A 21,318-nucleotide genomic window follows, 5' to 3' on the forward strand; every position below is an offset into this window, starting at 1 on the left:
AATTAAATAGCTTTATAAGCTTATTCCACGCGGGCTAAGACCCCATTTTGGCAACATAACCAGCCAATATCAGCGGGCTAGGAAATTGAACGGTCCGCTAACCTGGAACATCAGCCCGGCCGTTCCCAGAAAATTCACCTGGGCCGACCAGCCAGGTTTGAACTCATACGCCAGCGCTGGAATCACGGCCGGGGAAAAACCGCTGAAGTTCAGAGGCACTTTGTTTTCGTAGGGTTCCCGGTAGCCATACAACAGCCCGGCCGTCCATTTGAAAGACAACTTGTCAATGCCACCCAGCGATTTCAGGACCCCTCCCCACGGGTACAGGTAAACCGTCGGCTGGCCAAAGGAGTTGGTGAACAGCGTCAGTCCGTCCAGTCGCGCATCGGCATGCTCACGCTCCACCCCCACCATCACCACGTTTTTATGCTCAGGGTCCTGACTGAAATGGTAAGTCACGGGGCTGAACTGCCAGCGCAGCACCTTGCCCTGGGTCAGCTCGGTCATCCAGTCCGGCTCGGCCATGGCGGGGCTGGCGAGTTGCAGCACAATCAAACCGGCAGCAAGGCGAAACATTTTCTTCATTTGGAAAGATTTGAAATTGGTCACGGTCAAGATTTTCAGTGTAACGGGCCTATTTTCCAGGATTTTGACACTGGCCCTGCTGCTGGCCACCAGTGGTTGCGCCTGGCTGGACGGGCAACAACGCCAGATCATCTACCGCCCGACACCGTCCACGGTGGGCCTGCCGTCCGATGTGCGGCCGGGTGACCAGGCCTTTTTGCTGGCCACACCCGATGCCGGCGCTTCGGGCCAATTGGCGCTGTGGTGGCTGCCACACCCTGCCCCCAACGCCCCCACCCTGCTGTATTTGCATGGCACGTTTCGCAACCTGCTGGGCAACCAGCACAAGATCCAAGCCTTGCGCGACGCCGGCTTTGCCGTGCTGGCGGTCGACTACCGTGGCTGGGGGCAGAGCACGGCCATCACCCCGTCGGAGCAAACCATCATGCAGGATGCCCGCGTGGCCTGGGCCGAACTGGTGCGACGTGAACCACGGGCCGGCCGACGGGTGATTTACGGCCACTCCATGGGCAGCGGGGTGGCGGTGGCGCTGGCCAGCAGCCTGCCCAGCCAGGGCGCCTATGGCGGCCTGATCCTGGAGTCGGCCTTCACCAGTTTTGCCGATGTGGCGCGCGCAGCCGGATTCTGGGCCAGTGTGCTGTCGCTGTTCAACCACGAACGGTTTGCTTCGATCGACCACATCGGCCAGATCACGGCGCCCCTGCTGATGTTGCATGGCCGCCGCGACGACACGGTGCCGATCGGGCTGGGGGAACGCCTGTTTGCCGCCGCCAATGCCCCCAAGCACTGGCTGGTGATCGAAAACGGACAACACAGCGACCTGAACCTGGTGGCGCCAGAGGCCTACCGCCAGGCCTTGCAGGCCTTCACAGCCCGCTATGTGTCACCGCCCTGACAAGGCCAGTGCCAACTGTTGCGGCGATTCAAAATGGATGCCCTGCCAGCCCAGCGCGGTGGCGGCCTCCACATTGGCGCGCAAATCATCAATGAACAGCGTGTGGGCCGGCTCCAGCGCATAACGGCTTTGCAACAGCTGGTACAGCGCGGGGTCAGGCTTGACCTGGTGCACATCGCCTGAAAAAATGCCGCCGTCAAAACAACGCAAAAAAGCATGGTGTGCCTCGAGAAAGCGGGCATATGGCACGGGCATGTTGGACAGGTAATACAGCCCGGCGATGCCGTCCCCGGCCACACGGCGCTGGTGCAGCGCCTCCAGCAAAGCCACGGTGTCGGTGATGGGCGTCAGGCGCGCGCCAATACTTTCAATCAAACGCCCCAGCACCTCCTGCGGCAAATCCAGCCGCCGGGCGGTTTGGCTGATCACGGCCTCCATACTCAACACCCCCCGGTCGAAGTCATGCCAGTCGGCATGGCCAAACACCTGGTGCGCCAGTTGCGCCGCCTGCGCCGGGGTGCCCACACGCTCGGGAAAGGTCTGCAACAACAGTTGCGCAGGTTGCCAGGTGAACAGCACCGCACCAAAGTCAAACACGATATTCATCAGCCAGCGGATTCCTTTCTGATCTCCCGCCAAGCCCGCCGCAGCGTCGGCGCCAGATTGGCCGGACGGGTTCCCGTGAGCTGGACCTCGGGGGTGCCATGCCATTGGGCACAGCGCCAGATAGCCTTGGCCACGGCGAGGCTCTGCGCCTCGCTCCAGCGCCTTCCAGGCTGGGCAGACAGGGATTTGACTTCAAACACCCCCTGCGCCCGATGTGCCTTGGCATCCAGTCGGCCGATCAGCTCACCCGCATGCAGGATGGGCAGCACAAAATAACCATGCACCCGCTTGGGTTCGGGGGTGTAACACTCCAGCCGGTAGTCAAAATCAAACAGGGTGGCCAAGCGTTCACGGTCCCACACCACCGGGTCAAAAGGCGACAACAAGGCGGTGTGCCGCGCCTGCAGCTGGCCCGCCACGGCCTGTTGCAGCCAGTCGGCCTGGCTGGCATGTACATAAGCGGGCTGGTCCCAGCCCTGGACCGCCACCCGCAGCAAGGCACCCGCCTCAACCAGGGCCGCCAGGTCGGCATCTTTCAGCCGCGGCTTGAGGCGGAAGTAGTCGTGGATCCAGCGGGCCTGCGTCACCCCCAGAGCGGTGACGGATCGCTCGATGAACTGCTGGCGAATGGCATCCGGCGCCAGTCCTGCGGCCGGGGCGGTCGCGAGCTGAGGCGCCACCCGCTCAGCCAGGTCATACACGCGCTGAAATTTCTCGCGTCGAGCCACCATCAATTCACCAGAGGCAAACAGCGCTTCCAGCCAGCGCTTTTCGTCCTTCCAGCCCCACCAGGCCGAGGTCCGGTCATCCTGGCGCGTAAAGTCAGATGATTTCACCGCGCCGTTTTGGCGAATGTGAAGCAGCAGCTGGTCCAGGTGCGCGCGCTGGTGGATATGGCTGTGCCGGGCGCTGGCCAGGCCCCAGTGTTGACGTGCCTGCTGGTTGTAGCTGCGGTGCAGCAGCAAATCGGCCATCGGCGCAAAACACGCCTCATGGGCCCAGGTCTCAAACAGCTGGCCCGTGGCCAGCGCCTCATCCAGCCAGTGCATCGGGTAAGGCCCCAGCCGCGAAAACAGCACCAGATACGGACTGCGCGCCACCACATGGATGGTGTCGATCTGCAGCAGGCCCATGCGGGCAATACAGGCGCACAGGGCCGCGGGCGTGGCCAGCTGCGCCGGCGGCGCCAACAGCCCCTGCGCCGCCAGGTGCAAGGCACGGGCCTGCGCCAGTGTGAGTGTGATCACGGGCATGGGCATGGGCGCTGCAGCGGCTCTACCCAGCGGATCAGCGCCGCAGTTGGGCCAGCAATCCGGCGGTGGAGCCATCCAGGCCGCTCACGTCACCACTGGCCAGACGGGCCTCGACGTCCTTGGCCAGCACCTTGCCCAGCTCCACACCCCATTGGTCAAAGCTGTTGATGCCCCACAGGCTGCCGCTGACAAACACACGGTGCTCCTGCAGGGCAATCAGCGCCCCCAGGCTGGTGGGGTTGAGTTCGTCCAGCAGCAAGAAGGTGCTGGGCCGGTTGCCGGTGAAGTGCCGGTGCCCGTCGGCATCCACTTTGCCCAGCATCAGCGCCTGCGCCTGCGCCAGCGCATTGGCCAGCAGCAGCGTGTGGTGGCCCGGCAGGGTGTGGCGCGGCTGTTTGACCGCGACAAATTCGACCGGCACCACATCCGTGCCCTGGTGCAGCATCTGAAAATAAGCGTGCTGGCCATTGGTGCCGGGCTCGCCCCACAACACCGGTGCGGTGCCAAAGGACAAGGCCTGGCCTTGCGTGTCCACCCGTTTGCCATTGCTTTCCATCTCCAGCTGCTGCAAATAGGCTGGGTAACGCCTGAGCGCGCTGTGGTAGGGCGCGATGCTGCGGCTGGTGAAACCATGAAAATTGCGGTACCAGACATCCAGCAACCCCAGGCGCACCGGCAGATTCCGCGCCAGCGGTGCGCTGCGAAAGTGCTCATCCATGTCATGGGCGCCAGCCAGAAACTGCCTGAACCCCGCCGCACCGATGGCGATCGCCAGCGGCAGGCCGATGGCTGACCAGACCGAATAACGCCCGCCGACCCAGTCCCAAAACCCGAAAGTGGTGTCGATGCCAAACGCCCGGGCCGCCGGCACATTGGTGGTCAAGGCGGCAAAGTGGCGCGCCACATCGGTGCCGCCCTGGGCCTCGAACCAGGCCTTGGCCGAGCGGGCGTTGGTCATGGTTTCGATGGTGGTGAAGGTCTTGCTGGCAATCAGGAACAAGGTGTTGTCAGGGCGGACCTTCTTGAGCACCGCGGCCAATTCATGCCCATCCACGTTCGAGACAAAGTGAAAACGCTTGCCCGGCAGCACAAACTCATCGAGCGCCAGCACCGCCATCTGTGGCCCCAGATCCGAGCCGCCGATGCCGATGTTGACCACGTCAGTGATGTGCTCATCTGCCCGCACCTGCTCGGCATAGGCCAGCATGGCATCCAGCGTGGCGTGCACATCGGGCAACTCGTTTGCTACGTTTTTAATAGCTTCATGCGGTTTGTTTGTCTGGGCTAGAGGCGGATTTCTTAATAACCAGTGCATCACCGCCCGGTGCTCGGTGGTGTTGATGAGCGTGCCGCCGAACATGGCATCCCGGTGCGCCTCCAGGCCACTCTGACGCGCCAGCGCCAGCAGCAGCGCCTCGGACGCCGGGGTGATCAGGTTTTTCGACAGATCGGCAAACACATGGGGCGCGGGCTGGCTGAAGGACTCAAACCGCTGCGGATCAGCCGCAAACGCAGCACGCAAATCAAAGCCACGGCCAGTGTGTTCAAACTCAGCCTGCAGCGCAGTCCAGGCCGGGGTACGGTCACAGCGAATGGAATTCATGGTGGTCCTTGTTCTGGTGGATTGGCAACGTGGGCTACGCAGGGCCGTCAGGCGGCCTGCAACAAGTGATCAAGCCGACTGGCATCCGCACAAAAAGCCCGAATCCCTTCGGCCAGCTTCTCGGTGGCCATGGCGTCCTGATTCAGGGCAAAACGGAAGCTGGCCTCGTCATAACTCACAAAAGCCATGTCCTGGGCCAGGGCCTGTTGCGCATCCAGCGCCCGCGTCAACGGCGCTTGGCTCTGGGCCAGTTGGGCCAGCAGCTCCGGGCTGATGGTCAGCAGGTCACACCCGGCCAATGCCGTGATCTGGCCCAGATTTCGGAAACTCGCGCCCATCACCTCGGTGCTGATGCCAAATTTTTTGTAGAAGTTGAAAATTTGCGCCACCGATTTGACACCGGGGTCATTGGCGCCAGTGTTGTCGGCCTCGACCCAGGCGGCGCCAGCGGACTTTTTGTACCAGTCGTAAATACGCCCGACAAACGGCGAGATCAGTTGCACCCTGGCCTGACCGCAGGCCACCGCCTGGCAGAAGGCAAACAGCAGGGTCAGGTTGGTGTGGATGCCGCGGCGCTCCAACTCTTGGGCCGCCTGAATGCCTTCCCAGGTGGCGGCCACCTTGATCAACACCCGGTCAATGTGGATGCCCTGGGCCTGGTAGAGCTCAATCAGGCGTTCGGCGCGGGTCACGGTGGCGCTGGCGTCAAAACTCAGGCGGGCATCGACCTCGGTCGAAACCCGACCGGGGATGATGGCCAGGATCTCACAACCAAAACGCACCAACAGGCGATCGGTCAGCTCATCGAGGGCACGCCCCCGGTACCGCGCCACCGTGTCTTCGAGCAGCGAGCGGTATTCCGGCTTTTGCACCGCCTTCAGAATCAGCGACGGGTTGGTGGTGGCATCCGTTGGCTGGAAGGCTTCAATCTGCTTGAAGTCGCCGGTATCGGCAACCACGGTGGTGAATTGTTTGAGGGCGTCGAGTTGGTTCACAGTAAAACGATCCAATGTAAAAATTCAGGCCGAGGGCAAGCGGGCCCGGTCTCTGGCGGCAATGCTCTGGCCGCCACTGCCCCAGTTTTGCAACGGCACCTCTTCAATCACCACCTGGGTGGATTCGGGCTTTTTCCCCAGCACCTCGGTCATGAGCCGAGTCACCCCGGCAATGACCTGCTCTTTTTGGGCGTCCGTGGTGTGTTCACGCTGTAGCATTTTGATGATAACGATGGGCATGGCAATTTGTCCTTCTAAGGTAGTTGTCGGCCCGCTGCGGCCGCCCACAGCGTGTACCAGTCTTCGCGACTCAAGGTGATTTGGGTAGCTCGCCAGGCATCACGCAAACGCTCAATGCGCACACTGCCCAGCACCGGCACCACCCTGGTCGGGCAGCGCATCAACCAGGCCAGGGCCACCGCTGCGGGGGGGCAGGCCTGGACCTGCGCGATGTGGGTCAACACAGGGTTCAGGCGGCGCGCCAGATCGTTGTCACCCAACACGGCGCCGCCCGCCAGGGGTGACCAAGCCATAGGCCGCATCCCCAGTTGCTGGCACTGGTCCAGCACCCCGTTGTCCAGCGCCTGCATCGCCCCCAGTGAAAACTCAATCTGGTTCACGGCCAGCGGCGTTTGCAGATGTTGACGCAGCAGCAAAACCTGTGACGGAGAAAAGTTGGACACCCCGACCGCGCGTACCTTGCCCGAGGCCACCGCCCGATCCAGGGCCTGCGCGGTTTCTGCGGCGTCCATCAAATAGTCGGGCCGGTGCAACATCAGCAAGTCCAGCTGCTCGGTGCCCAGCGCGGTCAACGAGTGATCCATACACGCCGCAAGATGGTCAGCACTGCTGTTGAAGGTTTTGACTTGATGGGCTGGCCGCGCAGCGGAAACGGCTGCAACGCCGCATTTGGTGAACAGCTGCAACTGCGCCCGCAAGCCGGGTGACAAGGCCAAAGCTTGTCCAAACTGGGCTTCTGCGGTGTAACCGCCATAGATGTCAGCATGGTCAAACGCGGTGATACCCAGCTCCACGCACTGGTGAATCAAGCAATTGAGCGCTTGTACTGACAGCTGCGCACGAGTCAATCGCCAGGCACCCCAAACCAGCAGTGGCAAGACCAGACGCATGTTGGCGTGGCGGGCGTGATCAGGCACATCAAGTAACTTCATGACTGCATTATTGCGAGGTTTGCCTCCCGTCCCTGCCGTCACAACGTCGTTCCGGGTTACGTACCAACAACAAACATCTTCGCGCGTCAGCTCCAGGCCAGCGCCATGACCCCGATCGCAATCGCCAGCGCCCCGGCGATACGCGGCAGGCGGTCACCTTCACCCAGCAGATGGCCGCCAATCAGGGCCGCAAACAGCATGCTGACCTCACGCATCGGCGCCACATGGCTGACTGGCGCCAGCCGCACGGCGTACAACACACACACATAAGCCACCGGGCTGAAAATCGCCACAACCAGGGCATACCGCCACTGCAGTTTCCAGAGCCGCCAGGCTTCGCGCCGATCGCGCAGCACCGGAATGGCCGCCAGCGGCAGGCGCAAGATATCACTCCAGAAATCCAGCAGAATGGGGGAGATGGCAACCACCTTGACGGTATAGGCATCCAGCACGGTGTAGGACGCAATCAGCGCACCGGTCAGCAGCCCCCAGAACACCCCGGTCAACACCCGCTGGCGACGGGCCGGATCATGGGCGGCCCGAAACAGGCCAGGGCCACCAGCAATCAGGAAAACGCCCAGCACCACGCCGCCAATGCCCAGAACACCCAGCGTGCTCAGGTACTCACCAAACACCACCACGGCGACGAAGGACGACAACAGAGGACCGCTGCCGCGCGCCAGTGGGTAAACCACCGTCAGATCACTCTTTCGGTAGCCCGTCAGCAGGCAGACAAAATAGACCCAATGGAGAAAGCCGCTGGCAGCAATACACAGCCACTCGGTGCGGCCCCAGCTGGGCACCACCTGCCAACCCAGCCACAAGGCCAGCGGCGCCCAGAACACGGCCATGAGGACGCCGGTGAAAAAGACAAACCGGGCATCACCATGGGCCTTCTTGGCGACAACATTCCAGCCGGCATGAACCAGCGCGCCCACCAGGATGAGCGCCAGCGCAAGGCCCGACACCGGCTAGACCGCCTGCACCACCGAGACTCCGTGATCAGCCAGCGTCAAGCCGACATCTGCCCCCACCGACAACACATCCGTCAGGTCGGGCGACACGACAAAAATCGGCCCCAGCGCGGTCTCAAAGGTGTATTCAAAAAAGCTGCCCAGGTACGCCAGCTTGCGCAGTTGCGCCGCCAGGCCGGTACCGTCGCGGTGAATGTGCCAGGCCTCCGGCCGCACAGCGACCTTGACCGCCCCAGCGCCCACGGCTTGGCGTGAGGTGATCGACAAGGGCCCCAGCTGAACCTGACCTGCTGCGTCGGCTACGCCCGGAAACAGCATGGCCTCCCCCATGAAGCCAGCGACAAACTCACTGCCGGGGCGTTCATACATGTCCTGCGGGGTCCCGCGCTGGGCGATCAGGCCTTCGTTCATCACGATGATCTGGTCACTCACCGCCAGCGCCTCACTCTGGTCATGGGTGACATACGCCACCGTCAGGTGTAGACGCTGCTGCAGGCTGCGGATTTCTTCACGCATGTCGCGCCGCAGACGGGCATCCAGGTTGCTCAACGGTTCGTCAAACAGCAGCACCCCGGGCTCCAGCACCAGCGCCCGCGCCAGCGCCACACGCTGCTGCTGCCCGCCCGAGAGTTCACTGGGCAGGCGCTCGTCATAACCCACCAGCCCCACATTGCCCAGCGTGTCGACGGCGCGGCGCATGGCTTCACTTTTGTCAACACCTGACATCTTCAGCCCATACATCACGTTTTCCACCACGTTCATGTGCGGAAACAAGGCATAACTCTGGAACATCATGCTGACGTTGCGGTCAGCGGGCCCCAGCGTGGTGACATCCTTGCCGTCCATGATGATCTGGCCACCGGTGGGCATTTCCAGCCCGGCAATCATGCGCAGCACCGTGGTCTTGCCACAGCCAGAAGGTCCCAGTATGGTGGTCAACGAGCCTTTTTCGATCTCGAAGTCCACACCCTTGATCACCAGAGGGGCATGCGTGTCCATGCCATAACGCTTGGTGATATTTTTGAATTCAACGCCGTAGTTCATCGTGTTCTCTTATGGGTAAAGTTCAGTGGGCTGCCATTGCGTTGAGCTTGAGGCCAGCTTTGCGCCGCCCGAGCTTGCGCTCGCCCACCAGAAACTGGATCAGGGCAATCGACAGCGACATCAGGATGATCAGCACGGTGCAATAAGCCAGCGCCACGCCGTAGTCGCCGTTGCCCACCCGGCCAATGATGTAGGTGGTGGCCAGCTCGTTTTCGGCGGTAACCAGGAAAATGACGGCACTCACCGTGGTCATGGCACGCACAAAGCTGTAAACCAGCGCAGCCACCAGCGCGGGCTTGAGCAGCGGCAGCACCACATGGCGCAAGGTCTGAAACGTGGAGGCCCGCAGCATCAGCGAAGCTTCATCCAGTGACCGGTCAAGCTGCTTGAACGCGGCCGTTCCGGCGCGTACCCCCACCGGCAAATTGCGGAACATGAAACACAACACAATGATCAGGCCGGTGCCGGTCAACTCCACTGGCGGCACGTTGAAGGCCAGGATGTAGCTCACTCCCAGCACCGTCCCCGGAATGGCAAAAGCCAGCAGCGCCACAAATTCAAACCAGCCCTGACCGCGGAACTCGGTGCGCGCCAGCAGATAGGCAATCAACAGGCCCACGGCCGCCGTCATGGGCGCCGACAGCCCCGCCAGCTTGACCGTGGTGAACAGTGAATTCCAGGCGGTGCCGGCCCAGACCAGGCCATACTGTCCCCACTCCAGGCCAAAAGCCGTCCGGAAATGCGCCAATGTGAGTGTGTAGTCGCGCCCCCAGGTCTGGACAAAACCACCGGCAAACGCAAACAGATACACCACCACGGTGAAAGCCAGCCACGGGTACACCACCGCGTTCAGGACACGGCGCAAGCCGTCAGGCAGTGCCATTGGAATACCGGCATCACCCTTGCCACTGACCGTGGTGTAGTTCTGCTTGCCCAGCAAGCCGCGCTGCAGCGCAAACACGGCCAAGGCAAACAGCGTCAGAATCCAGGCCAGCGATGCGGCCCGTCCCTGGTCGTATTGAGCCCCGACAATGGCAAAGAAGATGTCGGTGGACAGCACCGAGTACTGTCCGCCCACCACCACCGGGTTGCCGAAGTCGGCAATACTTTCAATGAAGCCGACCAGGAACGCATTGGCAAGGCCCGGCTTGAGCAGCGGCAAGGTCACGGTAAAAAAGGTCTTTTGCCGGTCGGCACGCAAGGTCTGCGCGGCTTCTTCCATGCTGGGGGCCACGCCCTGCACCACCCCTCGCATGATCATGAAGGCAATCGGCGTGAAGGCAAACAGCTGTGCAATCCAGATGCCAAACAGGCCGTAAAACCAGCGGGTCGGCGCCACGCCAAACGCATATTCCAGCACCTGGTTGACCACACCAGCGCGGCCAAACAGCAGGATCAAACCCAGACCGACCACAAACGGCGGCGTGATGATGGGCAGCAAAGCCACCACACGCAGGGGTGTCTGCACGCGCGGCCCGGCGCTGCGTTCGGCCAGCAAAGCCATCATGGTGCCCATGACGGTAGTGCCGGTGGCCGTCAGCAAAGCCAGAAACAAGGTGTTCCAGGCCACCCCACAACGCACCCCACCAACCAGACAATTCAGGCCCCAGACCCGCTCATGGCCCACCCGCTCGAAAATGGCCGACCAGGCCCAGTGCCCCTCCTCATTCAGGAAGGCCCCGTAGAGTGCCTTGGTCACCGGAAAGGCAATGAACAGCAACAGCAGCACCGAACAGCCCACCACCGCCGAGGCGATGAACAGATCACCCTTGAACAAACCACGCCGGGCAATACCGAAAGAGGTGATCATCACCAACGCCAGAAAAGCCAGGAAAGCCCCGATACCGATGCCGAACTGATTCACCGCCAGTTCACCCAACTGGGCGTTCAACACACCGAACGACCACCCCTTGGCGCCAATCATGAAGCCACTGAGCAGCAAACCCAGACTGCCCAGCAAGCCACCGGCCAGCAGCCAGTGGCTTTGTGATTTGCCCGCCGGGACACGCAGGCCAACGGCGGCGATGCCCAGCCCCATCAAACCAAACAGCAGCCAGATCCGGCCATGCACCAGAGCCTGCAACAAGCCGCTGGCTGTTTCAGCGCCACCCAACACCTGGGGCAAGACGCTGTACCAGGCGGTGTCCTGAATGGCATACCAAGGCAAGATCAAATAGGCCAGCAGGCCGACGAAGAGCCATAGCTGGATGGCTCGATTGGGATGTTTATTCACGGGGAGTACCGCTTTTCTTTCAACAACAATCAGCGCGACTCCCCACCTTCTTCGCCCCCACGCGAGGCGGGCAGGAAGAAAGTCAGGAGGTGCCCTCAGACCGGGCTCGTCTTAACGTGGCAGGGAATTGACCTCTTTTTCCCACTTGGCAATCAGGCGCTTGCGCTCCGTCGACGCACCGTATTTGGCGTAGTCGTAGTTGATGAACTTGATCTTCTTGAAGTCAGGCACATTCTTGTCGACTTTGGCAGCCGTGTTGGAAGGCACCTGGAACTGCTTGGCCGCCGCCGCCATTTCCTGTGCCGCTGGTGTCAACGCCCACTCATAGAACTTCTTGGCGGCTTCCAGGTTGCGCGCACCCTTGATGATGCTCATGGAGCCAATCTCGGCCCCCGTGCCATCCGCAGGGGTGATCGCATCCACCGGGAAACCGTTGATTTTTTCGCCCGGTGCATCGTGCACAAAACTGATCGACACCGTGGTTTCGCCGCGCGCCGCCGCCTTGATCGGGCCGGTACCGCTGCGGGTGTACTGGCTGACGTTCTTGTGCAGCTTTTTCAGGTACTCAAAGGCCTTGTCCTCGCCCATCAGCTGCACCAGGGTGGCCACCATGGTGTAGGCCGTGCCGCTGGAGGCCGGATTGGCCACCTGGATTTCACCTTTGAGCGCTGGGTTCAGCAGGTCGTTCCAGGTCTTGGGAATCGGCAGCTTTTTCTTGGCCAGCAACTCGGTGTTGTACCCGAACCCCAACGGACCGGAGTAAATACCCACGGTCTTGTAGCCTGATTGTTTAGCTTGCTGCTGTGCCCAGCCCTGCAGCTGCGGCAGCGTGGGCGACTTGTATTCCAGCGACAGGCCTTGCTCGGCCGCCTGCAGATGCGGGTCACCCGTGCCGCCAAACCAGATGTCGGTCTTGGGATTGTCTTTTTCTGCAATCAACTGGGCCAGCGCCTCGCCCGACCCCTTCATCGAAATATTGATCTTGGTCCCGGTGGTACGGGCATACACGGTGCCAATCATGTTGCACCACTCGGCTTGCACCGAACAAATCACATTGACGGTTTGCGCCTGCGCAAATCCGCTGGCCGCAGCCAAAGCCGACACAACAAACAACTTCTTCATAACAACGCTCCTAAAAAACTAGAACTATGACGCCAAGTTATCAACGCGGCAGCGAGTTGACTTCTTTTTCCCAGCGCCCGATCAAGCGCTTGCGTTCGGCTGACGAGCCGTATTTGGCGTAATCGTATTTGATCATTTTGGCCTTGGCAAAATCGGGCATGCGTTCATCGAGTTTGGCCGCCTTGTTGCTGGGCAACTGGAATTGCTTGGCCGCCACCCCCAGTTCTTGCGCCCCCGGCGTCAAAGCCCATTCGTAAAAACGCTTGGCTTCTTCCAGGTTTCGCGCACCCTGAATCAAACTCATCGAACCAATTTCAGCCCCCGTTCCCTCACACGGCGTATTGCTCACGACCGGAAAACCATTGGCGGCCTCCACCGGGGCCTCATGGGCAAAAGCAACACCAATCAGGTTTTCACCACGGGCCGCATTCTTCACCGGCCCCGCACCTGAACGGGTGTATTGGCTGATGTTTTTGTGCAAAGCTTTCAGGTAGTCAAATGCCTTGTCCTCCCCCATCAACTGCACCAGGGTGGCGATCTCGACATAGGCTGTACCCGAGGTGTTCGGATTGGGCGCCTGGATTTCACCTTTCCACTTGGGGTCCAGCAGATCAGCCCAGCACTTGGGTGGCTGCAATTTTTTCTTGGCCATGGCCTCGGTGTTGTAGCTGATGCCCAGCGGGCCGGAGTAAATGCCAACCGTCTTGTAACCAGTCTGCTGCGCCTGACTCTGCGCCCAGTCGCGCAACTGCGGCAACGAAGCCGATTTGTAGGCCATGGTCAGCCCCATCTCTGCCGCCTGCATGTGCGGGTCACCGGTGCCGCCATACCAGACATCGGTTTTCGGGTTGGCTTTTTCCGCATTGAGCTGCGCCAACGCCTCGCCCGAAGCCTTGTGCGTCAGACTGACCTTGATGCCAGTGCTGCGGGAAAACACCGTCTGCACCAAATTGCACTGCTCAGCCTGCACCGAACAAATGATGTTGACCTGCCCGGCGGCATGCGCCCCCAGACAGACCAGCGCGGCTACGCCAGCAAAAACGGTTTTTTTCATCTTGACTCCTACAACAGGGATGAGCAGACAGGTAATTTATTTACAAGACCACTTTATCTCGATTCATGAAAGAAATTAGCCCGGGAAAACACTGAGACGCGTCAAAAAAAATGAGAAAAAATTACGCGTTTATTAACAATAACTTGAAACCAAGTTACATTACCACTCGTTCAATCGTCAACGATTATCCTGCTCCACACTCCCTTTTCATCATGAGTTTTGATCTTGTTCTTTTTGGCGGCACGGGCGACCTGTGCTGGCGCAAACTGATGCCGGCGCTGTTCCAGGCCTTCAGGCACGGCACCCTGCCCAGCGGGGCGCGCATCATCGGTGTCGGGCGCGATGACTTGAGCGACGAGCGCTACCGTGCCCAAATCCAGGCCCGCTTTGACGCCGTGGAACTGGCCAAGCGACCCTGTAACGACGAGTTTGACCGCTTCTCGGCCCTGCTGGAATTTGTCAGCATGGATTTGTCCCGACCCGAACACTACGCCAACCTGCGCGACAAACTGACCCAGCGCCAGGCCGACACGGTGGTGATGTACCTGGCCACCGCCCCCAGCCTGTTCACCACCATCGTTGAACAACTGGCCGCCGCCGGACTCAACACACCACAGACCCGGGTGGTGCTGGAGAAACCGCTGGGCCATGACCTGGCCAGCAACCGCGCCATCAATCACACCGTGGCCCAGGTGTTCCGCGAGGACCAGATCTACCGCATCGACCATTACCTGGGCAAACCGTCAGTACAAAACCTGTTTGCCCTGCGGTTTGGCAACGCCCTGTTTGAACCCCTGTGGCGGCGCGAGCACATTGCCAACATCCAGATCACCATCGCCGAAGAGCTGGGTGTGGAAAAACGTGGCGCGTTCTACGAAACCACCGGAGCCTTGCGCGACATGGTGCAAAACCACGCCTTGCAACTGCTGTGCGCCATTGGCATGGAGCCGCCCATCAACTCCCACGCCGATGCGATCCGTGATGAAAAGCTCAAGGTGCTGCGTTCGCTCAAACCCTGGGCCATCGAATCACTGGCACAGGACGTGATCCGCGGCCAATACGGCGCCGGCAACATCGCCGGGCTGCCAGTGCCGGGCTACCGTGATGAACAGGGTGTCAGCCCGGCCAGCAGCACCGAAACCTTTGTGGCACTGCGCACCGAGATCGCCAACTGGCGCTGGGCGGGCGTGCCGTTTTACATCCGCACCGGCAAGCGGCTGGCCGCACGTGACGCACGCATCGTGGTCAATTTCAGGCCGACGCCGCACGCCATTTTTAATGCCCAGATCGGCCAGGCCAACCGGCTGGTGATCAACCTGCAACCCAAGGACGGGCTGGAATTGCACCTGCTGGCCCAGGCACAGGACAAGCGCCAACACTCCAACAGCCTGGCCCCGGTGCAGCTCGACCTGGACTTTGACAAGCGTTTCGGCGCCGAACGGGTGGGCGCCTATGAGCGGCTGCTGCTGGACGTGATCGAAGGCCGGCTCAACCTGTTTGTGCGCAGTGACGAGCAAGAGGAGGCCTGGCGCTGGGTTGAGCCCATCCTGGCGCACTGGCAGGCCGACCCGCAGGGGCCACGCCCCTACGCGGCTGGCACCTGGGGGCCAAGCGCCACCAGCGCCATGATCGCCCGCGATGGTTTTTGCTGGAGTGAGGAGTCCTGACATGCTCGAACGGATCAAAGCCTCCCTGCCATCCCTGGCCCCGGCCGAACAACGTGTGGGCAAACTGGTACTGAGCGACCCGCGCAGTTTTGCCCTGCTGCCGGTGAGTGAACTGGCCGACCGTGCCCATGTGAGCAAACCCACCGTGGTTCGCTTCTGCCGCAGCGTCGGTTACGACGGCCTGTCCGACTTCAAGCTCAAGCTGGCCGGCAGTGTGAGTGAAGGGGTGCCGTTCATCCACCGCAGTGTCGACGCGGACGACAAGACCAGCGACATCATGGTCAAGGTCATTGACAACACCGTGGCTGCGTTCCTGAAGTACCGTAACGATGCCTCCGCCAGCGCCATCGACAAGGCCGTGGTGGCACTGGTGAATGCTTACCAGTCCGGCCGCCGTATCGAATTTTTTGGTGTCGGCAACTCCGGCGTGGTGGCCCAGGACGCCCAACACAAGTTCTTCAGGCTCGGCATCAACGGCGTGGCCTACAGCGACGGCCACATGCAGGTGATGAGTGCCTCCCTGTTGCAGCCGGGTGACTGCGTGCTGGTGATTTCCAACTCGGGCCGCACCCGCGACCTGATGGACTCCTGCGACATCGCCCGCAAAAACGGCGCCACCACCATTGTCATCACCGCCAGCGGTTCACCGCTGGCCTCGGCTGGGCACATCCACCTGGCGGCCGACCACCCCGAAGGTTATGACCGCTACAGCCCGATGGTGTCGCGCCTGCTGCACCTGATGATTGTGGACATCTTGGCCACCTGCGTGGCCCTGCGCATTGGCGGCGACAAATTGCAGCCGCTGCTGCGCGACATGAAAAACAATCTGCGCAGCAAGCGTTATGCCTGAGTTTTACAAGCTTTTTTGAACTCTAGCCCAGATCAAATAAGCATTGATAGCTATGATTTATATAGCTAATCAATTGACGCCATGGGCATGAACTGCTCGGCCAGACTGGCATGCAGCGCCGCGCCCAGTGGCAACACCTCGTCGTTGAAGTCATAACGGTTATTGTGCAGATGGCAACGGCCCGGGCCGTTGTCCGCCCCTTGCCCCAACCGCAGATAGGCGCCGGGTTTCACCCGCAGCATGAAGGAAAAATCCTCCGCCCCCATGCTCGGCTCCAGGTCACGCACCACGTTATCGGCCCCCACCAGGCGCTCAGCCACCTCAGCGGCAAAGTGGGCTTGCGCCGCGGTATTGACCGTGGCCGGGTACAGCCGCTCATAAATCACACGGGCGGTGGCGCCAAACCCCTGGGCCACCGCGCTGCACAACTCATGCAGCCGGCGTTCCACCAGCGCCTGCACCGCCGGTGTGAAGGTGCGCACCGTGCCCACCAAGGTGGCCGTGCCGGGAATCACACTCATGGCGCCCAGGTCGCCGGCCTGCATGGCGCACAGGCTGATCACCGCGCTGTCCACCGGTTTGACGTTGCTCGACACGATGCTTTGCACCGCAGTGATGATGTGGCCTGCCACCAGCACCGGGTCCACCGCCTGGTAGGGGTGGGCACCGTGGCCACCCCGGCCGGTGATCTCGATCATGATGCGGTCGGCCGCCGCCATCATCGGTCCCGGGTTCAGACCAATGGTGCCCGGCCGCATGGCCGGCCAATTGTGCAAGCCGAACACCGCCTGCACCGGAAAACGTTCGAACAGGCCATCGTCGATCATGGCCTGCGCGCCGGCATACCCCTCTTCACCGGGCTGGAAAATCAGCACCGCGGTGCCATCAAACCGGCGGGTTTCGGCCAGGTAACGTGCCGCACCAACCAGCATGGTGGTGTGCCCGTCGTGGCCGCAACCATGCATCAACCCGGGCTTGGCCGAGGCCCAGGCAAAGTCGTTGTGTTCGGTCATCGGCAGTGCATCCATGTCGGCGCGCAGGCCGATCATCCGGGCACGGCCCTGGCACTGCCCCCTGATCACCGCCACCACGCCGGTGCGGCCGATACCGGTATGCACCTCGTCCACGCCACACAGCTCCAGCGCCTGTTTGACCCGCGCTGCGGTGTACACCTCTTCAAAACCCAGTTCCGGATGGGCGTGCAGGTCACGCCGCAAGGCCGTCAATTCCGGGTGAAACGCCGCAATGTGCGCAAACGCACGGCCGTGAACCGACATTGTCATGACTCTCTCCAGATCAACTGAACCCACACACCATCACCCCCTCTGACACCACCCAGGTTTGCCAGGGTATTCAGTCTAAACTCAAGGCACCATGGTTACGACGATGAACCCATCATGATCTTTGTCACAGGCGGCGCCGGCTACATTGGCACACACACCTGCGTGGAACTGCTCAACGCCGGACACGAAGTCACCGTGTTTGACAACCTCTGCAACAGCCAGCCCGAGGCACTGGCCCGCGTGGAGCGCATCACCGGTAAAACGCTGACCTTTATCCAGGGTGACATCCGCGATCTGGCCGCACTTACCGCCGCGCTGAAAACCAGCCAGGCCAGCGCGGTCATTCACTTTGCCGGGCTCAAGGCGGTGGGCGAATCGGTGACGCAACCGCTGAACTACTACGACAACAATGTGCTGGGCACCTTGCGCCTGCTGCAAGCCATGCAGGCCAACCAGCTCAGGACCCTGGTCTTCAGCTCATCCGCCACGGTGTACGGCGCCCCACAACAGCTGCCATTGACCGAAGGCCACCCACTGTCGGCCACCAATCCGTATGGACAAACCAAGTTGGTGATCGAACACATGCTGCAGGACCTCTATCGCAGCGATGCCTCCTGGCGCATTGGCATCCTGCGTTATTTCAACCCGGTGGGCGCCCACGCCAGCGGGCTGATCGGTGAAGATCCGCAGGGCGTACCCAACAACCTGCTGCCGTTTGTGGCGCAAGTGGCCGTGGGACGACGCGAGTTCCTGAACGTCTGGGGCAATGACTACGCCACCCCCGACGGAACCGGGGTGCGTGACTACATCCACGTGGTCGACCTGGCTCTAGGCCATCTGGCCGCCCTGCAACGGCTGCAAACCCAGGCCCAATGTTTTGCCGTGAACCTGGGCACCGGTACCGGCTACAGCGTGCTGGACATGGTGCATGCCTTTGAACAAACCAGCGGTCGACCAGTGCCCTACCGTCTGTCCCCGCGCCGCCCGGGTGATGTGGCCGCCTGTTACGCCGACCCAACCCTGGCCCGCGAACTGCTGGGCTGGCAGGCGAAACGGGATCTGGCCACCATGTGCCGCGATACCTGGCGCTGGCAAGAAGCGAATCCGGGTGGGTATAGTACGCCGTACAGCATCCAAGACAGATTGCACGGGAGTGGAGAAATGACAACAAAGAAAGCACATGGCCATGGCTAAAGGCATGATTCTGGCGGCCGGGCAAGGCACACGGGTTCGCCCCCTGACCAAGTACCTGCCCAAACCGATGATCCCGATCTTGGGCAAGCCGGTGATGGAATACCTGGTGGAGCACCTGGCCCAATACGGCATCACCGAAATCATGGTGAATGTGGCCCACAACCACCACAAGATCGAGCAATATTTTGGTGATGGCCACCGCTGGGGCGTGGAAATCGGCTACGCCTACGAAGGCGCCATGGAGCACGGCGAGGTGCTGCCCAAGCCACTGGGTTCGGCTGGCGGCATGCGCCGCATCCAGGACTTCAGCGGTTTTTTTGACGACACCACCCTGGTGCTGTGTGGCGACGCGCTGATTGACCTGGATATCGGTGCTGCCCTCTATGAGCACAAGAGCAAGGGAGCCATGGCCAGCGTGGTGGCACTGGATGTGCCGCTGGCCGAAGTCCAGAACTACGGCATTGTGGTGGCTGACGGCTCCGGCCACATCCAATCGTTCCAGGAAAAGCCCACGCCGGCTGACGCCAAGTCCACCCTGGCCAGCACTGGCATCTACATTTTTGAGCCCGAGGTACTTGATCTGGTGCCCCCCGAAAGCGTCTACGACATCGGCTCACAACTGTTCCCACAACTGGTGGCGAAAAAACTACCGTTTTACGCGCAGAAACGTTTCTTCAACTGGATTGACATCGGGCGGGTCAGCGACTACTGGGCGATCCTGCAGCGGGTGCTGCGCGGTGAGGTGGCGCAGATGAACATGCCGGGGCGTGAGGTCAAGCCAGGCATCTGGGTCGGACTCAATACCGCCATCCCCTGGGACCAGGTCAGCATTGAAGGCCCGGTATATATCGGCTCCAGCGTCAGGATCGAGCCAGGTGCCACCATCGTCGGCCCGAGCTGGATTGGCCACGGCAGCCACATCCGAGCAGGCGCCAAGGTGGTGCGCAGCATCCTGTTTGAATACACCCGGATTGCCGCAGACATGCAATTCAACGAAATGATTGTGTCGCCGACCTACTGCGTGGATCGCTCCGGCCAGACGCTTTACCGGGGTGACGAAACAGCCCAGCTGCGCTGGGGTGATGCCCGCGCCTGATTTAACTGATCTCCCCATTTGCCCCACACAACATGAATCCCCCTGTTTTACTCCAGCCGGTGGTGCTGTCTGGCGGCTCCGGCACCCGCCTGTGGCCGCTGTCCCGCGAAAAATACCCCAAACAACTGCTGCACCTGATCGGTCAGGACTCCCTGCTGCAGGCCACCATACGCCGCCTGGATGGCGTGCAGGGTGTCACACTGGCGGAGCCGATGGTCGTATGCAATGAAGAGTACCGCTTTGTCATTGCCGAGCAATTGCGCCTGCTTGGCCACAATGGCACCATCGTGCTTGAACCCTTTGGCAAAAATACCGCGCCCGCCCTCACCATTGCCGCACTGACTGCAGCGCAGAACAACGCCGACCCGGTGCTGCTGGGGATGCCCGCCGACCACGTCATCACTGATGTGACGGCCTTCCAGCAAGCGGTCAGCCAGGGCGCGATGCTGGCGGCAACCGGCGCCGTGGTGACCTTTGGGATTACCCCGGACGCACCGGAAACCGGTTACGGCTACATTCAGGCCGGCCCCCTGTTTGACACCAGCGCCGGGGCCAGCAGCGCCCAGCTGATTGCCCGGTTTGTTGAAAAGCCTGATCAAGCCACCGCCCAGACCTATCTGGACGCCGGTAACTACTCATGGAACAGCGGCTTGTTCATGATGCGGGCCTCGGTCTGGCTGACAGCCATGGCGCAATGCCGCCCAGACATCCTGGCCGCTTGCCAGGCCGCCTGGGACGGGCGCCGGGTGGATGGCGAGTTTGTCCGCATTGACAAGGATGCCTTTGCCCGGTGCCCGAGCGATTCGATTGACTACGCGGTCATGGAGCGCATCGCTACCGCTGCGGCACCAGCGTCGGCCCTGCCGCCGGGGGTGGTGCTGCCGCTGAGCGCCGGCTGGTCGGATGTGGGCGCCTGGGACGCCCTCTGGCAAGTCCTGCCCAAGGATGAGTATGGCAATGTCGCGCAGGGTGACGTGATGCTGCAAGACTGCGCCAACACCCTGGCATTGTCGAATAGCCGGCTGGTAGCCTGCGTCGGCGTCAGCGACTTGGTGGTGGTGGAAACTGCTGACGCCATTCTGGTGTCGCATAAGGACAAGACCCAGGAAGTGAAAAAGATTGTGGACCGCCTGCGTACCAACCAGCGGCCCGAAGGCAACATCCACCGCAAAGTGTTCCGCCCCTGGGGCTGGTACGACGGTGTGGATGCCGGTGAGCGTTTTCAGGTCAAACGCATCGTGGTTAAACCCGGCGGCACCCTGTCACTGCAGATGCACCACCATCGCGCCGAACACTGGATTGTGGTTAGCGGTACGGCCAAGGTCACCAAGGGTGACGAGAACTTCTTGCTGTCCGAGAACCAGTCCACCTTTATCCCGCTGGGCACCACCCACCGCTTGGAAAACCCGGGCCGGGTCGAGCTGGAAATGATCGAAGTGCAGTCCGGCTCGTACCTGGGCGAGGACGACATTGTGCGCTTTGAGGACGTGTACGGGCGCTAACGTAGAAACCTGTCTTCGATAGTGAATCGCCCAGGGAATGAACTGACCCCCTGAAGTTGGACGGTTGCCATCCCGCCAACTCAAAGAAAAACGCCCAATCGTTGATTGGGCGTTTTAGGCATAAGAGCCTGACGATGACCTACTTTCACACGGGAATCCGCACTATCATTGGCGCAGAGGCGTTTCACTG

19 protein-coding genes are annotated in these 21,318 nt (G+C 61.4%); 6 read left to right on the top strand and 13 right to left on the bottom strand.

Translation table 11 applies throughout. The features are described from left to right. Positions 1–69 precede the first annotated feature (69 nt). The gene (locus tag PHW99_RS08485) at positions 70–585 is read right to left on the bottom strand and encodes a hypothetical protein (protein ID WP_300175668.1); all 516 of its coding nucleotides are present in this window, start codon (positions 583–585) and stop codon (positions 70–72) included. A gap of 10 nt (positions 586–595) precedes the next feature. Here PHW99_RS08485 and PHW99_RS08490 point away from each other — a divergent pair, with 10 nt between their 5' ends. Beyond that, positions 596–1,480: an alpha/beta fold hydrolase gene (locus PHW99_RS08490; RefSeq protein WP_300175670.1), complete on the top strand. Its 885-nt coding sequence runs from the start codon at positions 596–598 to the stop codon at positions 1,478–1,480. On the opposite strand, the gene PHW99_RS08495 is transcribed toward PHW99_RS08490, so the two are convergent. From PHW99_RS08495 to PHW99_RS08545, 11 genes are all read right to left on the bottom strand, one after another. Beyond that, positions 1,469–2,086, bottom strand: coding sequence for an HAD family phosphatase (locus PHW99_RS08495; RefSeq protein WP_300175672.1), 618 nt, complete (start codon positions 2,084–2,086; stop codon positions 1,469–1,471). The two genes, PHW99_RS08490 and PHW99_RS08495, sit on opposite strands and share 12 nt — an antisense overlap. Continuing rightward, complete coding sequence (locus PHW99_RS08500; protein WP_366913223.1) at positions 2,086–3,345, bottom strand: crosslink repair DNA glycosylase YcaQ family protein; 1,260 nt, start codon at positions 3,343–3,345, stop codon at positions 2,086–2,088. The genes PHW99_RS08495 and PHW99_RS08500 overlap by 1 nt, the downstream gene beginning before the upstream one ends. A gap of 28 nt (positions 3,346–3,373) precedes the next feature. After that, a complete protein-coding gene (pgi, locus tag PHW99_RS08505) occupies positions 3,374–4,942 on the bottom strand; it encodes a glucose-6-phosphate isomerase (RefSeq protein WP_300175674.1) in 1,569 nt (522 codons plus the stop codon). A gap of 47 nt (positions 4,943–4,989) precedes the next feature. Then, positions 4,990–5,937: a transaldolase gene (gene tal, locus PHW99_RS08510; protein WP_300175676.1), complete on the bottom strand. Its 948-nt coding sequence runs from the start codon at positions 5,935–5,937 to the stop codon at positions 4,990–4,992. A gap of 24 nt (positions 5,938–5,961) precedes the next feature. Then, positions 5,962–6,177, bottom strand: a complete 216-nt coding sequence (locus PHW99_RS08515) for a 4-oxalocrotonate tautomerase family protein (protein WP_300175678.1) — start codon at positions 6,175–6,177, stop codon at positions 5,962–5,964. A 14-nt stretch (positions 6,178–6,191) separates the two neighbouring features. Further along, the gene (locus PHW99_RS08520) at positions 6,192–7,109 is read right to left on the bottom strand and encodes an aldo/keto reductase family oxidoreductase (protein ID WP_300175680.1); all 918 of its coding nucleotides are present in this window, start codon (positions 7,107–7,109) and stop codon (positions 6,192–6,194) included. 86 nt (positions 7,110–7,195) lie between these two features. Continuing rightward, entirely contained in the window at positions 7,196–8,077 is an 882-nt protein-coding gene (locus PHW99_RS08525) for an EamA family transporter (protein ID WP_300175681.1), read from the bottom strand. A gap of 3 nt (positions 8,078–8,080) precedes the next feature. Further along, complete coding sequence (locus PHW99_RS08530) at positions 8,081–9,127, bottom strand: ABC transporter ATP-binding protein (protein ID WP_300175682.1); 1,047 nt, start codon at positions 9,125–9,127, stop codon at positions 8,081–8,083. A gap of 22 nt (positions 9,128–9,149) precedes the next feature. After that, a complete protein-coding gene (locus PHW99_RS08535) occupies positions 9,150–11,360 on the bottom strand; it encodes an iron ABC transporter permease (protein ID WP_300175683.1) in 2,211 nt (736 codons plus the stop codon). Positions 11,361–11,471: 111 nt separating this feature from the next. Next, positions 11,472–12,482, bottom strand: coding sequence for an ABC transporter substrate-binding protein (locus tag PHW99_RS08540; RefSeq protein WP_300175684.1), 1,011 nt, complete (start codon positions 12,480–12,482; stop codon positions 11,472–11,474). Positions 12,483–12,522: 40 nt separating this feature from the next. Beyond that, a complete protein-coding gene (locus PHW99_RS08545; RefSeq protein ID WP_300175685.1) occupies positions 12,523–13,536 on the bottom strand; it encodes an ABC transporter substrate-binding protein in 1,014 nt (337 codons plus the stop codon). Between the two features lie 212 nt (positions 13,537–13,748). On the opposite strand from PHW99_RS08545, the gene zwf reads away from it, so the two are divergent. Both zwf and PHW99_RS08555 read left to right on the top strand, forming a co-directional pair. Then, positions 13,749–15,203, top strand: coding sequence for a glucose-6-phosphate dehydrogenase (gene zwf, locus PHW99_RS08550; RefSeq protein WP_300175686.1), 1,455 nt, complete (start codon positions 13,749–13,751; stop codon positions 15,201–15,203). A 1-nt stretch (position 15,204) separates the two neighbouring features. After that, positions 15,205–16,053 (top strand): SIS domain-containing protein, encoded by an 849-nt coding sequence (locus tag PHW99_RS08555; RefSeq protein WP_300175687.1) that lies wholly within the window; start codon positions 15,205–15,207, stop codon positions 16,051–16,053. 65 nt (positions 16,054–16,118) lie between these two features. Here PHW99_RS08555 and PHW99_RS08560 read toward each other — a convergent pair whose 3' ends face one another. After that, positions 16,119–17,336 carry a M20 aminoacylase family protein gene (locus PHW99_RS08560; RefSeq protein WP_300175688.1) on the bottom strand — a complete coding sequence of 406 codons (1,218 nt, stop codon included), beginning with the start codon at positions 17,334–17,336 and terminating at the stop codon, positions 16,119–16,121. Positions 17,337–17,447: 111 nt separating this feature from the next. Here PHW99_RS08560 and galE point away from each other — a divergent pair, with 111 nt between their 5' ends. From galE to PHW99_RS08575, 3 genes are read left to right on the top strand one after another with little or no spacing between them, the layout of a single operon-like run. Beyond that, positions 17,448–18,530: a UDP-glucose 4-epimerase GalE gene (galE, locus tag PHW99_RS08565; RefSeq protein WP_300175692.1), complete on the top strand. Its 1,083-nt coding sequence runs from the start codon at positions 17,448–17,450 to the stop codon at positions 18,528–18,530. Between the two features lie 4 nt (positions 18,531–18,534). Beyond that, positions 18,535–19,626 carry an NDP-sugar synthase gene (locus PHW99_RS08570; protein WP_300175693.1) on the top strand — a complete coding sequence of 364 codons (1,092 nt, stop codon included), beginning with the start codon at positions 18,535–18,537 and terminating at the stop codon, positions 19,624–19,626. 32 nt (positions 19,627–19,658) lie between these two features. Further along, positions 19,659–21,128, top strand: coding sequence for a mannose-1-phosphate guanylyltransferase/mannose-6-phosphate isomerase (locus PHW99_RS08575; protein WP_300175689.1), 1,470 nt, complete (start codon positions 19,659–19,661; stop codon positions 21,126–21,128). Positions 21,129–21,318 lie beyond the last annotated feature (190 nt).

Origin of the sequence: Rhodoferax sp. (assembly GCF_028689305.1) — a bacterium.
Lineage (GTDB): Bacteria > Pseudomonadota > Gammaproteobacteria > Burkholderiales > Burkholderiaceae_C > Rhodoferax.

Excerpts from the sequence above, each read along its gene's own strand:
- PHW99_RS08485 (WP_300175668.1), bottom strand. The coding sequence starts at position 585 with ATGAAGAAAATGTTTCGCCTTGCTGCCGGTTTGATTGTGCTGCAACTC.
- PHW99_RS08495 (WP_300175672.1), bottom strand. The coding sequence starts at position 2,086 with ATGAATATCGTGTTTGACTTTGGTGCGGTGCTGTTCACCTGGCAACCT.
- PHW99_RS08500 (WP_366913223.1), bottom strand. The coding sequence starts at position 3,345 with ATGCCCATGCCCGTGATCACACTCACACTGGCGCAGGCCCGTGCCTTG.
- pgi (WP_300175674.1), bottom strand. The coding sequence starts at position 4,942 with ATGAATTCCATTCGCTGTGACCGTACCCCGGCCTGGACTGCGCTGCAG.
- PHW99_RS08515 (WP_300175678.1), bottom strand. The coding sequence starts at position 6,177 with ATGCCCATCGTTATCATCAAAATGCTACAGCGTGAACACACCACGGAC.
- PHW99_RS08520 (WP_300175680.1), bottom strand. The coding sequence starts at position 7,109 with ATGAAGTTACTTGATGTGCCTGATCACGCCCGCCACGCCAACATGCGT.
- PHW99_RS08530 (WP_300175682.1), bottom strand. The coding sequence starts at position 9,127 with ATGAACTACGGCGTTGAATTCAAAAATATCACCAAGCGTTATGGCATG.
- PHW99_RS08540 (WP_300175684.1), bottom strand. The coding sequence starts at position 12,482 with ATGAAGAAGTTGTTTGTTGTGTCGGCTTTGGCTGCGGCCAGCGGATTT.
- PHW99_RS08545 (WP_300175685.1), bottom strand. The coding sequence starts at position 13,536 with ATGAAAAAAACCGTTTTTGCTGGCGTAGCCGCGCTGGTCTGTCTGGGG.
- zwf (WP_300175686.1), top strand. The coding sequence starts at position 13,749 with ATGAGTTTTGATCTTGTTCTTTTTGGCGGCACGGGCGACCTGTGCTGG.
- PHW99_RS08555 (WP_300175687.1), top strand. The coding sequence starts at position 15,205 with ATGCTCGAACGGATCAAAGCCTCCCTGCCATCCCTGGCCCCGGCCGAA.
- PHW99_RS08560 (WP_300175688.1), bottom strand. The coding sequence starts at position 17,336 with ATGACAATGTCGGTTCACGGCCGTGCGTTTGCGCACATTGCGGCGTTT.
- PHW99_RS08570 (WP_300175693.1), top strand. The coding sequence starts at position 18,535 with ATGATTCTGGCGGCCGGGCAAGGCACACGGGTTCGCCCCCTGACCAAG.
- PHW99_RS08575 (WP_300175689.1), top strand. The coding sequence starts at position 19,659 with ATGAATCCCCCTGTTTTACTCCAGCCGGTGGTGCTGTCTGGCGGCTCC.